The 14,956-nt window shown below is 57.6% G+C and carries 11 protein-coding genes; 8 read left to right on the plus strand and 3 right to left on the minus strand.

The window, feature by feature from the left end; all coding sequences use genetic code 11:
• Window positions 1-220: 220 nt before the first annotated feature.
• The 5 genes from ACR0EV_RS23080 to ACR0EV_RS23100 are packed head-to-tail and all read left to right on the plus strand — an operon-like array spanning window position 221 to window position 5,550.
• Window positions 221-1,792, plus strand: a complete 1,572-nt coding sequence (locus tag ACR0EV_RS23080; RefSeq protein WP_480802245.1) for an oligosaccharide flippase family protein — start codon at window positions 221-223, stop codon at window positions 1,790-1,792.
• A complete protein-coding gene (locus tag ACR0EV_RS23085) occupies window positions 1,789-2,886 on the plus strand; it encodes a glycosyltransferase family 2 protein (protein WP_480802246.1) in 1,098 nt (365 codons plus the stop codon). The genes ACR0EV_RS23080 and ACR0EV_RS23085 overlap by 4 nt, the downstream gene beginning before the upstream one ends.
• Complete coding sequence (locus ACR0EV_RS23090) at window positions 2,883-3,827, plus strand: sulfotransferase family protein (RefSeq protein WP_480802247.1); 945 nt, start codon at window positions 2,883-2,885, stop codon at window positions 3,825-3,827. Before ACR0EV_RS23085 ends, ACR0EV_RS23090 begins: the two co-directional genes overlap by 4 nt.
• On the plus strand, window positions 3,827-4,870 hold the full coding sequence (locus tag ACR0EV_RS23095) for a lipid II:glycine glycyltransferase FemX (protein ID WP_480802248.1): 1,044 nt from the start codon (window positions 3,827-3,829) through the stop codon (window positions 4,868-4,870). The genes ACR0EV_RS23090 and ACR0EV_RS23095 overlap by 1 nt, the downstream gene beginning before the upstream one ends.
• Window positions 4,867-5,550 (plus strand): polysaccharide deacetylase family protein, encoded by a 684-nt coding sequence (locus ACR0EV_RS23100; protein ID WP_480802249.1) that lies wholly within the window; start codon window positions 4,867-4,869, stop codon window positions 5,548-5,550. The genes ACR0EV_RS23095 and ACR0EV_RS23100 overlap by 4 nt, the downstream gene beginning before the upstream one ends.
• Here the strand turns inward: ACR0EV_RS23100 and ACR0EV_RS23105 are convergent.
• Both ACR0EV_RS23105 and ACR0EV_RS23110 read right to left on the minus strand, forming a co-directional pair.
• Window positions 5,537-6,949 carry an O-antigen ligase family protein gene (locus ACR0EV_RS23105; RefSeq protein WP_480802250.1) on the minus strand — a complete coding sequence of 471 codons (1,413 nt, stop codon included), beginning with the start codon at window positions 6,947-6,949 and terminating at the stop codon, window positions 5,537-5,539. The genes ACR0EV_RS23100 and ACR0EV_RS23105 overlap by 14 nt on opposite strands.
• 71 nt (window positions 6,950-7,020) lie before the next feature.
• A complete protein-coding gene (locus ACR0EV_RS23110) occupies window positions 7,021-8,295 on the minus strand; it encodes a right-handed parallel beta-helix repeat-containing protein (RefSeq protein ID WP_480802251.1) in 1,275 nt (424 codons plus the stop codon).
• Window positions 8,296-8,769: 474 nt separating this feature from the next.
• Here ACR0EV_RS23110 and ACR0EV_RS23115 point away from each other — a divergent pair, with 474 nt between their 5' ends.
• The 3 genes from ACR0EV_RS23115 to ACR0EV_RS23125 all read left to right on the plus strand — a co-directional run bounded on the left by ACR0EV_RS23115 (window position 8,770) and on the right by ACR0EV_RS23125 (window position 12,608).
• Window positions 8,770-10,653 (plus strand): right-handed parallel beta-helix repeat-containing protein, encoded by a 1,884-nt coding sequence (locus ACR0EV_RS23115; RefSeq protein ID WP_480802252.1) that lies wholly within the window; start codon window positions 8,770-8,772, stop codon window positions 10,651-10,653.
• A 306-nt stretch (window positions 10,654-10,959) separates the two neighbouring features.
• Complete coding sequence (locus tag ACR0EV_RS23120) at window positions 10,960-11,673, plus strand: class I SAM-dependent methyltransferase (protein WP_480802253.1); 714 nt, start codon at window positions 10,960-10,962, stop codon at window positions 11,671-11,673.
• Window positions 11,674-11,780: 107 nt separating this feature from the next.
• Window positions 11,781-12,608, plus strand: coding sequence for a class I SAM-dependent methyltransferase (locus ACR0EV_RS23125; protein WP_480802254.1), 828 nt, complete (start codon window positions 11,781-11,783; stop codon window positions 12,606-12,608).
• 63 nt (window positions 12,609-12,671) lie between these two features.
• Here the strand turns inward: ACR0EV_RS23125 and ACR0EV_RS23130 are convergent, their stop codons facing one another.
• Complete coding sequence (locus ACR0EV_RS23130; protein WP_480802255.1) at window positions 12,672-14,870, minus strand: hypothetical protein; 2,199 nt, start codon at window positions 14,868-14,870, stop codon at window positions 12,672-12,674.
• Between the last annotated feature and the right edge of the window lie 86 nt (window positions 14,871-14,956).

Raw genomic sequence — 14,956 nt, forward strand, 5'->3', positions numbered from 1 at the left:
AAGCGAGTCAAAGCCCACAGGGAGTAAACAGGGTAATTATTTGACATTGAACAACAATAATGTGGATGCAACATAAGGATCAGGTTCACTTACCTCAGTATCAATGACCCGACAGGATTGCCAGAACAGGCCCATCCAAATCGACCCGGAACGGCTCCGGCGACATGCTAAATCGGAAACATTGGAGTAACCAGTTGAGTATTGTTTTAAACTTAGGAACATGGCGCATTTGAAACCACCCCCTGAAGCCGCATCGGGGCAGCGCGCTCCAAACCGCAAGACATCGGTCGTTACAGGGGCAGCGACGCTGTTTGCCTCGAGCATCTTCAGCCAGATCCTTGGCCTTGCGACGCTGATTGTCACTGCACGGCTGCTTACACCGACGGATTTCGGTGTCATTGCCTATTTCGTGATTGCCGTCGCGCTGCTTGAAATCATTCAGCGGGCCGTCTCGATGACGCTGATCCGCCAGCCCGACATCACCGAAGCGCATCTGAACACGGTGTTCACCATGCAGGTTCTGCTGGGGCTTGGTGCTGCGGGTCTGATCTGGCTCAGCACCCCCTTGATGCCAATGCTGGGCCTGCCAGAGCTGACCGAGCTTATTCCGGCGCTTTGCATCATCTCGGTTCTCATATCGCTCAAGAGCCCGCGCTTTCCGCTGCTGGAACGTGATTTGCGCTTTGCTTTTGTGGCGGGTGAAGAAGCCATAAGTCGTTTTGTATACACAATTTTTGCCATTCTCCTGGCCTGGATCTGGCGGGATTTCTGGGCCGTTGTCGTCGCCAATTTCCTGACCCAGGTCGCCCGTGTCATCTGGACCTATTCCACCGCACCCATGTGGCCCAGGCTGACCCTCAGCCGCTGGCGGGACTGCCTGAACATCTCATCCTGGTCCCTGGGGGCCCAGATCACGCAGTTCCTGACCACAAACACACCCCAGTTGATCATCGGCGCGACCCTGGGCCTGGCGGATGCGGGTACGTTCCGGATCGGCTTTCGCCTGGTATCGCTGTTCACAAATCAGGCCATCGCCCCCTTGGAACGGGTGATCTATCCAGCACTGGCACATATTTCGCGAACCGACGGCACCACGCAGAAAGCCTTTGAGCAGACCAATGCCATTCTTCTTGGGATCATCATCCCGGTCAGTGTCGGCATGGCGCTGGTCGCCAACCACATGATTATCGTGGTCATCGGCTGGCAATGGCTGGCCGCAGCGCAGGTGATCTGGGTTCTTGCCCCCTTGAAAGCCATCGAAACCCTGCAGGCCAATGTCCGTTCTGCAAGCTATGTCAAAGGCGATACAAAGCGTCTGTGCATCCGAAACAGCATCCTGCTGGTTGTCACAATCGTACTGATGCTCATTGGCTCGAGCTTTGGCTATTTTGGCGCGATCCTCGGCACTGGGTTGTCCAGTGTGTTTGCGATTTTCCTGACCCTGATCATGGCCCGGGATTTTGGCACAGGCGGCTTTTTCGGACCTATTCTTGTGGCGTGGCGCAGCATTGTATCTACGCTTGTCATGGTTGCTGTGGTGCTTTTGGTCGGAGGCGCTTTGGGCAACCACGATCAGGTCGGCTGGGCCTTCAACTCACCTGACGATCTGCCGCTGCTGCGTATCCGCTTCCTTGCCAAAGTACTGGCTGGCGTGATCGCCTATGTCGGGACGCACCTGTTCCTGTGGCATCTGTCCAAACGCCCCGAAGGCTTTGAAAGCGCAGCCCTCAGCCTTGCCGGCGGGGTGTGCAGGCATGTCTTCACCCGCGGCCCGAGGGGAGAGCGCTCATGACCCCAAACATCGGTTGGGGTCCATCCAGCGGGCGGTCCCGAATATGTCTGGCCCCACATCAGGATGGAAGCCGAGCCGTGACCCACGCTGTCGAACCTTCCCCGGCAGGCGGGGCGGACACTGCTGTCGATCTCAGTGTGCTGATCGTGAATTACAACACACGTGACATCACCTCTGCGGCGATCCGGTCGATTTTGGAACACTGCGGCGATCTGCGGATCGAGATCATTGTCATCGACAACGACTCAAGCGATGGCAGCGTTGCGGGGTTGCGGGCGGACTTTCCCGGCATCAACGTCATCGCAGCCGGGTATAATGGCGGCTATGCCTGGGGCAATAACATCGGCATCCGGCAGGCGCAGGGTCGATACATTCTGGTTCTGAACCCCGATGCACAGGTTTACGATGGCACGCTTGAACGCGCCGTGGCTTATCTGGAAGCCAACCCCGAGGTCGGCGTGCTGGCGGGCCATGTCTCGCTGGAGAACGGCACACAACAACCCACGCTGTTCCGCGAAATCTCTCTCAGCAGCATTTTCTGGAACATTCTGGTGCCCAACCGCATCCTCAGAAAAACACGGCTGTTCGGGGATCAGCGTTATGCGTCGCGCCCGCGCGACACGGTACAGGATGTCGACATCGTTGCCGGGTGCTTCATGATGCTGCCCAGACATGTCATCGACGAGGTTGGCATGATGAATGACCGGTTCTTCATGTATAGCGAGGAATCAGAATGGTGTTGGCGGGTCCGGCAGGCCGGGCTCAAGGTGCGGTACAACCCAGATATCCGATTGTTGCATTACGGGGCTGTGTCCACCGGGCAGATTTCCCCTTGGAAATCCGTTGAAATCGCCAAGGGTCATATTCTGTTTCTGCGCTTCACGCGCGGCCCTCTGGTGGCATGGCTCGGAACCCTGCTGATGGCCGTGGGCGATGCCCTGCGCGCCCTCTGGTTTTTGCCCAAAAGCCTGTTACGGCCCGGCAACGAAGGGGCCAAAGCCTGGCGGGCAAGGTTTCTGTTTCTGCTCGGCGCGTTGGTCAGACCACCACACGGGCAGACGACGCCCCATCCCAAACCGGATCACCCGGCATGAAAGCTCTGGCAAAATCGATCACGCGCAGCACGGTGCATACGCTTCTGGCCCCGTTCGAAGCCAGGATGATCGCACAGCACCCGATTGCACGATGGCCCCATGTCTTCATTCTGGGAGCTCCACGGTCTGGAACCTCGCTGTTTTATGAGCTCATGACGACCGGCTTCGAATTCGCCTATTTCTCGAATCTGGCGCACCGCTTCTACAAGACCCCTCTGGCCGCGACCCGTCTGGGCGGATGGATGATCGCACCCCATACCCCCGCCTATCAGAGCGATTACGGTCATATTTCCGGTTGGGCTGCCCCAAATGAAGGCGGATGGATCTGGCAACGCTGGCTCGAGGATGGCCCATGGACAGACGAACGTGTTCTGCCGACGCTGCCCGTCGACGAAATCCGGGCAACGCTGGCGGGGATGTCCGCACTGGCTGAGGCGCCTTTCATCAACAAGAATGTCATGCATTCCAACCGCGTCCGGCTGCTGGATGCGCTGTTTCCCGGCTGCCTGTTTCTTGAGGTACGGCGCGATGCGAGTGATACCGCCCGCTCGATCATCCGGGCGCAACGGCGCAACAAGGGGCCCAAACCCGATCAGCAGGCATGGTGGTCCGTTCGCCCCTCAAATGCGGGCGGCGATACCCTGATCGAACGCGCTTGCCGACAGGTTCTTGGGGTTGCGCAGGACATTGAGCGCGATTGCTCCCATATAGGGCCGGATCGACATCTCCGGGTCGATTACGAAGCACTTTGCGCCAATCCTGAACATGTCCTGAAGGATGTAGCCCGGTTTCTGAGGCCCCATGGCCTGCCTGTAACCCCACGCGCCGACGCGCCGGTGCCAACCGGGTTTACCCTGCGTGCTTCAAAACCGCTCGCCGAAGACGAGGAAGCGCAATTGGCGCGTCTGCTGGCCACCCAACCGATGGCGGTGAAAAGCTGATGGCAGCGCACGCACTCTCCCTACACCGGGTCGCCCCGGAAGACTGGCCTGCCCTCAGCGCGCTGTTTGACGATCTGACCTTTGAGCAGACCCTCACCTATGCGCAGGCAGCGGCCCGCCGGATTGGCGCAGAAGCCGAGTTCATCTGCCTGCAAGACCCGCAGGGCACACCGGTGGCCGCCGCCTGTCTCAGGATCAAACGGGTTCCGGTTCTCAACAGCGGGATCGCCTGGATTGCGGGCGGCCCGATGATCCAGTCGGTAGATCACTCGTATCCGCCGCCGGATCTGCAACAGGCCATCTTTTCCGCTTTACGCGACTATGCGCAAAAGGCCGGCCATATCATGCGGCTACGGCTGCCCGCAGCCATCGCGCATGACCCGGCAGCACTCGACCCGATTGCAGATGCGGCGGGCTTTCAGCCAACAGACCGCTCGCCCCGGCAGCGCACCGTGATCATCGACTGCGCACAGGACGAAGACACCCTGATGCAAAATCTGCACGGGAAATGGCGGAACGCCCTGCGCAAAGCCCTGAAATCCGGTCTGGAGCTTGACATCGCGCCGATCTCGGAAGCTGCTGAGCGGTTTCAGACCTTGTACCAGGAAGTTCAGACCACCAAAGGGTTCCAGACGGATATCCCGCCTGAATTCTACTATACCCTCACGGGCCCGGATTTCTCTCATGACGTTCTGTTCGCCCGACAGGGCGGGGTCGATATTGCCGGGATGACCATCGGGCAGGCCGGGCGCAGGGCTGTCTATATCTTTGGCGCCACCACACAGGCGGGCCGCCGCCCCAATGCTGGCCATTTCCTGATGTGGCACTCTATCCTGCGGTGCCGTGACCAAGGTCTGAGGTGGTATGATCTGAATGGCCTGGACCCCGAGATCAATCCCACCGTCGCACAGTTCAAGCTGCGCACTGGCGGTACCGACCTGATGGCCGCGGGCCCGTATGAGTTCCGCCCCAGCGGCCTGAAACCCACTCTGGTCAGCGTTGCCGAGACGGCACATGGCTATTTGAAGAAAGCGCGCGCATGACCGATCTGGTGGGGATCAACTTTCACGGCATCGGAACACCCCAGCGCGATCTGGAGCCGGGCGAGGCCCCCTACTGGATCTCACCCCGGCAGTTTTATGATGTGCTTGACCGGATCGCGGCCGCCCCCGACCCCACCCGTTTCACTATCACGTTCGACGACAGCAACCTGTCGGACCATGACATCGCCCTGCCCGCCCTGGTCGAGCGCGGGTTGCGCGGCCGGTTCTTTGTTTTGACAGGGCGCATCGGACAGGCGGGATCGCTTGGCACCGCACACCTGCGGGCGTTGTCAGACGCAGAGATGACGATCGGCAGTCACGGCATCCGGCACGTTGCCTGGGCCGGATTGGACAAGGCCGAACTGGCACATGAATTGCGGGACTCGCGGACCCATTTGGAAGACATCTGCGGACATCCCGTGACCGAGGCAGGTATTCCCTTCGGCTTATATGACGCCAGGGTCCTGCGGGGCTTGCAGGCGGCAGGGTATACAGCAGCCTGGTCCAGCGATGGAGGTCGCTTCCGGCAGGACGCGTTCCTGCGCCCCCGCACCTCACTGCAGGGCAGCATGAACAGTTCGGACCTAGACGCCATCCTCTCGGGCCGAATGGCCCCGTTGCGCCGCTTGCGCCGCGCAGTAGGCATGGTACGGAAACGCTGGACCGTTATCGGGCCCTGACCGTCCGGGGCGGCGGTGCCCTCCTGCGTCTGCCGGAACTTCGGGCAACGCGCGCAACCTGAGCCGGGGCGTCCCCCTGGGTTTCAGGGCGAGGCAGGTCTTTGGGGAACCGTGTATAGCGCATCGTTTTCTGCCCGTCCGCATCCGGCAGCGCGCTGGCCTCTCCATCCTGCGTCTCATCCGCATCGAGAATCCAGACACACGCCCCCAGCAGGAACATCAGGAAACAGAACGTGGCATCCCACAGGTGTACCGTCACAGCCGATACACACAGGCCGGTCAAGGAAATCAGATAGCCCAGTCGCGCATCTGCCAACGCACCGGTCAAAGGCTTGCGGACAAGCTGCGTATAAATCGCGATCACAGCGCCCAGCAAAAGAAACAGCCCCGGGAACCCATGTCGCATGGTGATGACCAGCCAGAAATTGTCGACGCTGTTCAGCAGATACATCCAGGCCGGGCGGGTCCAGTCATTCAGGCCAATCCCGAAAATCGGATTTCGCATGATGTCATCTGTTGCGAAGTTGAACGTATTGATCCTGGCCCAGGCTGTCCCAGGCGTCAGTGTCATATGTGTTGCAAAGATCTCGAACACATTTCGGTTCGAGCCGATTTCGGCAATCAGCATCAGAAGTCCGAAACCGGACAGCAGGATCTTCCATTTGCTTTTCACAAAGCGGAACGTCCAGTTCCAGCCCATCAGCGCGCCCTGAATGATGACGTTCAGGAATGCCCCGGACGACAGCGAACAGAACACGGCCCCGCCAACGATGGACACGTAGCCCAGTTTCGAGGACAGGGATTTCCCCCAGCCAAGCACATACCAGCACAGGGCAAAGGCCGGGGCACAGAATACCCCGAACAGGATCGGATGCGGCATCGTCGTTTGCGCCCGCAACAGCCCCAACCGGGGCGGGAACACCCATTTCTGATAAACGCTCAGCACTTTGCCGAAGATATCCAGAAGCGGGGTCTTGCCCGTCACGGTCTCGAATATGGCAAAGGGCAGCAGGATCAGAATGACGATCAGGAACCATTTCACAAAATACCGAAACGCCGCCAATGACCTGATATATGTGCGGGCGATGAAATAGGGCACCAATGTTTCGATCATGAAGATCCCGACAAACTGCCAGAGCTCGACGACCCCATGGTTCACCAAAAAGCTCAGGCTGGCCCAGAACGCAAACGCCACGACCAGCAGATCAATTGACCGTATCTTGCCGGCCTTGCCCGTCAGCCATCCCAAGACAGCCGGGAACATGAAGACAAGCAGAATAAGCCGGTACCCGCTGAGCCTCAGCCCGAGGAACTGGAAATAGAACGGCATTGCAAACGATACGAGCAATAGCATCAGGACCAGCGGCCCTGTTGTCCGAGTTTCGGTCTGGGTTGCCACGCGCACCGTCATTCAAACGCCTGCCTGCTGGGGGATGCAATTCTGGGTACAGACATACCTGTCATCATGTCTCATTTTTGTGTTGGATAGCTTTCCGCCAATGTCGATCCGGCCTTCAGGCTGTCAACAAGACTGCCGGGGCGCACGCCATATTCGTTATACCCCTGCCTCTTCCCAAGCGCATAGTAAATGAACTGACTGTCATAGAAGCCATTCTTCGACGGGCTTTCGCTTTGTACAATGGCATTGTTGAGCACCACCCAGTCACGCTGCCCTTCATATCCAATGATCTGCGAGGTGACATTCTGTTCAATCACCACAGAGCTGGAGTCGGACGAGATGTTGATCGCCGGAGAGGAATGACCGCCAGGGACATGGATCAGCGAGTTTTTCCGGATCGAGATATTGTCCGATCCATGAATAGAGATGCCGTGGATATGTGCATTGTAGATCATGTTGTTTTCAACCAGCACATTCCGATGCCGCATGACGGGCAGATTGATGTCCTTTCCATCCTGACCAGCCCAGATGGTCTGCGTGTAATCGCCCCGGCCAACATCAAAGATATTGTCGCGAATGACGATGTCGGATGACCCCCGGGGCGTGACCCGCATGATCTGAATCATGTCGCTGTGATCCTTCGACCCCACCGCCCTTTGGAAATCAAAGAAATGGTTGTTTGCTATGGTCAGGCCCGTTGCGGCATCAATATCGATCCCGTCTGACCGGATGATGTGGATCTGATTGTCCGCGAACACCAGCCCCCCCGACCGGATCGTCAGAACCGCCGCCCACCATTTGCGCAGGTCTGACGCGATCACCTGGACATTGTTGCTTTCAAGAATGCGCAACCCGATTCCATAGGCTTTGCCATCAATGACAGAGTTGGTCCCATAGGCATAATCACCATCCAGAACCGAACGCGTGATCTTGATGTTTTCGCTGTTGCTGACCTTGAAGGGAACGGTGAAATGCGGGTCTCCTTCCCGGAAGGTGTAATCGAAATAGAGCCCTTCAAGGGTCACATTCCTGGACCCTTTCAGGTTCAGCCCGGTGAAACAGGCGGGTTTATCGGGGTTCGCCGAACGGATCACCACCGGCGACTGGAACGACTTGCGCAGGTTCAAGGCGCCGTAATCCCCCGGTGCCAGCAGAAAGGTCTCGCCGCCCTGGGCCTGTTGCAGCGCAGCCGCTAGGGATCCTGCATCTGACACAGCCTGCCCTGCCGCAGCGGGGGGCAGTCCTGTTTTGAAATCATCGGTCGCACAGGATGTCTCAGCAGCCAATGCGGAACTCAGAAGAAAAACGACCCCTCCCGTCAGGGCAAGAAGCCTTGATCCAAACATGACGCACCTTTCAAATCACTACCTGTGGGAAAGTGTAGGCGAGGCGTTGTGCGCTGTCTATCAAGGCGCGACTTGTCTCACCGGAATACCGCCCCATGATTGCGCCCCCGCGGGCCCTGCCAACGGAAGCGCTCAGGTTTCCCTTACGGCACCGGGCAATTACCTGCCGACACCTGGGGGATATACGCAAGGACACGCCTGAATTGTGGCAACCATGTGTCCATTGTTGCGATAAGGGAATCAATTTGCGAATTGTCCGACAACCGCTAAGGGAAGAGGAACAATTCCCGGTATCGAGTTTCGTGCACGCTCATAAATCCAGAGCATTTAGGCATCATTGTCTACAAACAGGCACAAGTTTCAAAATATAGCCGCACTTTGGCCTCTGTGTCGCCGCCGCGCGACTGTTTCCTCCGATCTGGGTGAGCGGGATCTTGTGCGCTTTCGGGCGCTTACGAACTCAGAAGGTGTAGAATGTCTACAACGATCACAGTATCCTCCGCAGCAGAGCTGGACCAGGCTCTGTCACAGGCGACCGGAGGCGAAACAATTCTGCTTGCGGCAGGCGATTATGGGAATCTGAGCCTGAACGGGACTCAGTACGCGTCGACCGTAACAATCAAGTCTGCCGATCCGAATGCCCCGGCCAGCTTTTCCACGGTCAAGCTGAACCAGGCCTCGAACATCACGTTCGACAGCATCAACTTCGACTACTCCTACAGCAACGGGGATTACTATTTCCAACGCCCGTTTTCTGTGGACTACAGCTCGAATATTTCCTTCAACAATTCGGTCTTCGATGGGGATTACGCCGGCGGCGCAGGCACCGGGGTCGGTCTGGGCATCAAAAGCTCTGACAATGTCTCTGTCTCGAATTCGGAATTCAAAGGCTGGTGGAAAGGTGTCATCGCCACCAATTCCGACGGGGTCGATGTCGTCAGCAACAACATCCACTCTATCCGGTCTGACGGTCTGGTGTTTGACAATGTCGACAACATTCTGGTCGACAAGAACTACTTCCACGACTTTGGCGCGATGGCTGGCGCCAACGATCACCGGGACATGATCCAGGTGCAGCGCGCCAACGGCAGCGGCAGCGACAATATCATCATCCGCGACAACATCTTTGATATGGGCAACGGCGACCACACCCAGACCATCTGGATGGGGGGTGACGGCAAGGATACCAGCGACCCGAATGTCATGCATCACAACGTGCTGATTCAGGGCAACACCATCTATAATGGCCATTTCCACGGCATCTCCATTGATGGTGCGAACGGGCTGACAATCACGCAGAACTCGGTCCTGCATCTGGATGTGGCCTCTCTGACAGGTGGCATCGAGATCCCGGTGATCAACGTGACTTCGGGCTCGAAGAACGTGACGATCGATTACAATATCGCGTCACAGGTGCGCGGCTATACAGGGCAATCCGACTGGAACGTATCCAACAACGCCCTGATCCAGCCTGGCGAGTACGATCAAAACTTTACCTACCGGGCAACCGCGCAGGCGGACGGCTACACCCAATATGTCGTCAAACCCGGCAGCGTGGCCGACACATTGGGCGCAGGCTCGATCTATACCACTAACCCTCCGGGCACCTCTCTGGACTTGCTGACGAGCAATACAGCTGCGTCCACTCCCTCCGGCGGCGGGGCACCTCAGCCCTCCGTCAGCCCGACCCCACCCCCGCCCAGTCAGCCTGCACCGGATCAATCCGCACCGGATCCAGATCAGCCCGCACCGGGAACAAATCAACCTGACACCGGCGGGCAACAGCAACCTGATCCAGATGCAGGACAACCAGCCGCTGGTTCGGATCAGGGCGACACCGACGGACAGCAGCAGGCTGCCGATACGGCAAATCAGCCTGACACAGCCCCCGCTAATCCGATCGAAATAGCGGAAGAGTTTGTCGAGACTGAAGAAGTCTTCATTTGTGTCGACCTGTGCCAGGACCAGGGCAGCCAAGATACCGGGCAGACCACCCAGCCCTCCTCGGGTTTGGGCCTTACGACTGGCCAGAACAGCAACCTGTTTACGCAGACCGGTAACGGGAGCAACGGATTCCGCGACAGCTTCACTTTCGGGAATTTCGGCTCGAACGACAGCGCGGCAGATCAGAGCAGCCCGTTCGCGGGTCAGGCTTTCAATCCGTTTCAGATTTTCGGCAATGACGACATCTTCCTCAACAGAGGCGGAGTGTTCTCTGGGTTCTCGGGCAACTCGGATCGGAGCTGGACCTTCGGCGGCAACACTGACAGCGCTGACAGCACTGACAGCAGTGAAACCGACGATGGGTTGAATTTCTTCGGAGGGTCTTTTGGAGGCTTTGCTGATTTGTTCGCCTGATGGCAAAAATCCCTGAAAACGAAGGTGATTGATCACCACAATATGAGCGGGCTCCAGAATCTGAAGCCCGCTCATGTCTTTTCCGGTCCCATGTCACGCGAAACATGCAAACCTCAGAGCATCTGTCTTTAGGAGTTGCATTCATTCATCTAAAAGATCAGTCAGACGGTCACGGCACATCCGTGCCGCATGTATTAAAAAGAGCTTCTTTGTCGCGCCTGTTTTCTGTGGCGGGCGCAAGGCGTTGGTAAATATTTTTGGCTTTTGGTGAAGCGCTGCATCCAAAGCCGGGTTTCGGAGGAATGAATGGCGACATCGGACATACGCTGGCATACCGAATGCAGGCGGGACTATCTGGACACGATCTGGGACGTCATCACGAATGAAAAACCGGCCCGGATCATGGAAATCGGCGGGACAACCAGCCGTTCGACCAGCGACAAGCCCCTGCCCGATCATGTCCAGTCATTTACCATCAGCGATATCAGCGCCGAAGAACTCTCCCATGTCTCGGATGATTTCGACACATTGCAGATCAACGCCTGCGGCGATGTCAGCCATGTGGATCAGAGATTCGATCTGATCATGTCGAAATTCTGTGGCGAGCACATGCCCGACGGCAAGCAGTTCCACAAAAACATGCACCATCTTCTGGCCGATGGCGGCCTGGCCATTCACCTGGTCCCGACCATCTTTGCCTCGCCTTTCCTGATCAACTGGCTGTTTCCCGAACAGCTCACCCGCAAGGCGGTTCAACTGTTGCAACCCCGGCGGTTCGACAACAAGAACACAGGCAAATTCCCTGCCTACTATTCGCTGTGTCGCGGTTCGACCCGGTATATGCAGAACGCCCTGGCGGATGTCGGGTTTTCCGACATCAAGGTGCATGAGTATTACGGGCACCACTATTATGATAAGCTGTTTGGCCTGCGGCAGTTGGATGCGGGTCTGTCACGCATGTGTGCGCGCAATGAATGGTCGTTCTATTCGTCCTACGCCATTATCATGACCCGAAAATGAGGATTTTGCGCCCGTCCCCTGTTTATTTCGATAAGCTCAGATCCAGAAAACCCGAGCTGCGACCCAATCTGTAAATTTCTTAAATGGTACGATCCAAGGCAAACGTGATGATGAATTCCAAAAGCTATCAGGCTTATCAGAACAGCCCCTATAAAAGTAAAAAGCACAGCACCTATTTCGATGTGTATGACACGCTTTTTACGCCCTATATCGGCAAGGACATCACCTTCATCGAGATCGGCGTTCTGGGCGGTGGCTCATTGTTCATGTGGCGCGAGTTCTTTGGCCCCCAGGCCCGCATCATCGGCGTTGAACTGAACCCCGAGGCAAAGCGATGGGAACAGGAAGGGTTCGAAATCTTCATAGGCAGCCAGAGCGATCCGGACTTTCTGGAAAATCTGGCCAAACAGGTCGGCGAAATCGACATCCTTCTGGATGATGGCGGCCACACATACGAACAGCAGATCATCACCACCGAATGCCTGCTGCCGCATATCCGCGAAGGCGGTCTGCTGGTCGTCGAGGACACCCACACCTCTTACATGGAAGGGTTCGGGTTCAAGAGCCGCTCGTTCATAAAATACGCCACAAACATGGTGGATCGCATCAACAAACGCTTTTCCAAGCTGGTCTCCGAGGCGTCAGAAAAGCGGGTTTGGGGGATCCGTTTCTATGAATCCTTCGTCGTGTTCGAAGTGAACCGCAAGGCAACCTCTGTCGCTTCGGCCCCAACCGACAATGGCGGAAAGGACCTTGATGCAAAGGATTTCCGGCACGCCGACAACCAGGCCTATGAGCAGTTTCTGAACAAGTCTCAGAGCATGTCGGCGCTGAAAGCCATTCCGGGCATGAGAGCCCTCGCCCGGCTGGCGCGACACCTGATTGCGCTGCCTTCCGACATCAAACGCTCCAAGAGACTGAAGGAGTATTTCTGATACTCCGTCCAAGGCTCCGCCCCTTGCACTGGTTCGGACCGCAGCAGCCCTGTACGGGCCGCGTTATTCCAAGTCAGCCAGAGAGACGGGGCCGCTGATCACCGCCACCCGATCCCGGGTTGAGGAACGCCCATCGACGAAGAAGATCACCCGGTCCGGATAGGCTGCGGCAATGTCACGATTGCTTTCCGGTCCCAGATCACGCGCAAAAAGCGGGCTGTCTGAAGTGGCGCTGAAATCGTTCAGCCAGAAGGCGCTGCCGAACTCTTTGTCCACATCCGTCGAGATGAACATCAGACTGTTACGGTATTGCTCCTGCCGGGCAAGGTCCTGATATTCCGCGTGATAGCCATTGATCCCGGGGTATCGGTTGAATCCCAGCCAGCTTTCGAACACCAGAACCGAGCACAGGCACAACAGGACAATCCCGCCGCCGATCCGCTGCGCCACCAGAGCCGCGGGGTAGATGCGGGTCAGCCTCTGCACAGCACTCACCACCCCAAAGGCGGTCAGGATCAGCAGCGGCACGATCATCATGAACCAATAGCGTGGTCCGGCAAAAAACCCGCCATAAAACCAGAACAGGGCGTAAAACCCGGCCGTCACAACGATGATCACGGCCATCGCTGCGGTCAGTCGGGTCCATTGGCCCCACAAGACGAAGAACAGCGCAAAGGCCAGCGATGTCCCACCCCAACCGAACAATGAGAAGTTCAGCTCATACAGGTTCTGCTGCGCATTGATCAGGGCTTCCAACGGGCTGTGCCCCTTGAAGACGTCAACGTTACCCCAATCTGGTGCGCCAATATCAGGGCCAAATCCCAATGCGTTGGATCCCGGTCCCCAGAATTTGTCGTAATAGGTGTTCAACGGGGTCGAGAACGCATCTCCGGTCAGGTGGATCACATAAGGAAAGATCAGCGCCCCGACTGCGATACAGCCCAGGCCAAAGGCAATGACGGTCTGCCAGTGACGTCTGTCTTTCAGAAAGCTCAGCGTCCACAGCCCCGTCAGCACCCCTATGTAGAACCCTTCCAGCGGTCTGGTCATCACCAGCCACCCCAAAAGCGCGCCGGCAATAAACGGCAGGAGAACCGAGGGGCGTTCCCGTGCCTTCAACAACAGGACCCAGGCCCCCAGGATCAAAGCATAGGTAAAGGTATGGATCAGCTGCGTCGCCGCCATCGAGATGTACCAGGGCGAGATCGCCATGAGCAGGGCTGCAAGATTGGCGGTTCCCCGATCGGTCAGCGCCCTCATAAAGCGATGCAGCAGCAGCACGCTGATGGCGGCCAGCAACGGGTTGATGATCCAGGGCATTCCGATCTGCAGGCCAAAGGCCAATAGCACCGGCCAACCGGGAAACGTGGTCACAAACCACCGGTCCTGATAGCTGTCCATCAGGTAGTGGTCGAACGCGTCGGTTGACGGTGGGATCGGCAGCGTCACCAGACCGTCGGCAAGATAGCGGGCATGGAAGACATACAGAATATCGTCCAGATGCGGCACGCCCCTGAACGCCGCCAGGCTGATCAGGGTTGAGATCAGGAAAAGCCCGATCGCCAGGCAATAAGGAAAGGCCCGGTCAAATCTGCGTATCTCATCGCCGCTTCCGGGCAGGCTGAGCGATTTCGCAAGCCGCGTGCTCAGGCCGGTCAGCCTGTCTTCTGGCATGGCGGCCAGAATGGCGATGAAACTTGCAAGGTTCAGGCCCGCGAACAGGGAACCGATGATCACATGTTTGACCAGTCGCGGATAGGTTTCAGAGGCGATGAAATCCATCACCCCCTTTGACGCCGCAACCATCACCAGCAGGAACAGAACCACACGCGCCCACCCCAGATCTGAACACGCCCGGATGACGTGACCCACAAGCCTGTGCCGCCACCATACCAGCGCGGTCACGGCCCCCTGGGTCGCGATCACGGCCAGCATGGAATATGCGAAAAGCGGCGGCGAAAAACGGACATGCTGAAACCAGACCGGGCTTCGTATGGCCAGCTGCGCCCCCAGCCCGGCCACAAAAAGTGCGGCGGCCAGACCAGCCAGCTGCCAAGGCGTGCGCAAGGTGACGCTGATCGCAAGCACCGCAACCGAGGCAATCATCAGCCACCAGTATTCGACACGAGACAAAGCCGCCGGGCTGACGGCCCCGGTCAGGGCAAACACAAACAGGGCCATGGCGCAAAGCCCCAGAGCTATCCTGGGCAGGATCAGTGGGCTATCCTCTGAACCCGTCACATTCTGCGCATCGTTCATCATACCAATCTCACTCGTAACACAATTACAGACCCAATCCCTTTTGCCCAAAAATCCCCCAAAAACCGCGATGTGTCATCAGCGGACCT

Source organism: Ruegeria sp. CF8, from assembly GCF_056537285.1.

What these genes read in the sequence shown, in the direction of transcription:
- ACR0EV_RS23115 (WP_480802252.1), top strand. Translation starts at nt 8,770, where the DNA reads ATGTCTACAACGATCACAGTATCCTCCGCAGCAGAGCTGGACCAGGCT.
- ACR0EV_RS23095 (WP_480802248.1), top strand. Translation starts at nt 3,827, where the DNA reads ATGGCAGCGCACGCACTCTCCCTACACCGGGTCGCCCCGGAAGACTGG.
- ACR0EV_RS23090 (WP_480802247.1), top strand. Translation starts at nt 2,883, where the DNA reads ATGAAAGCTCTGGCAAAATCGATCACGCGCAGCACGGTGCATACGCTT.
- ACR0EV_RS23120 (WP_480802253.1), top strand. Translation starts at nt 10,960, where the DNA reads ATGGCGACATCGGACATACGCTGGCATACCGAATGCAGGCGGGACTAT.
- ACR0EV_RS23125 (WP_480802254.1), top strand. Translation starts at nt 11,781, where the DNA reads ATGATGAATTCCAAAAGCTATCAGGCTTATCAGAACAGCCCCTATAAA.
- ACR0EV_RS23080 (WP_480802245.1), top strand. Translation starts at nt 221, where the DNA reads ATGGCGCATTTGAAACCACCCCCTGAAGCCGCATCGGGGCAGCGCGCT.
- ACR0EV_RS23085 (WP_480802246.1), top strand. Translation starts at nt 1,789, where the DNA reads ATGACCCCAAACATCGGTTGGGGTCCATCCAGCGGGCGGTCCCGAATA.
- ACR0EV_RS23130 (WP_480802255.1), bottom strand. Translation starts at nt 14,870, where the DNA reads ATGATGAACGATGCGCAGAATGTGACGGGTTCAGAGGATAGCCCACTG.
- ACR0EV_RS23110 (WP_480802251.1), bottom strand. Translation starts at nt 8,295, where the DNA reads ATGTTTGGATCAAGGCTTCTTGCCCTGACGGGAGGGGTCGTTTTTCTT.
- ACR0EV_RS23100 (WP_480802249.1), top strand. Translation starts at nt 4,867, where the DNA reads ATGACCGATCTGGTGGGGATCAACTTTCACGGCATCGGAACACCCCAG.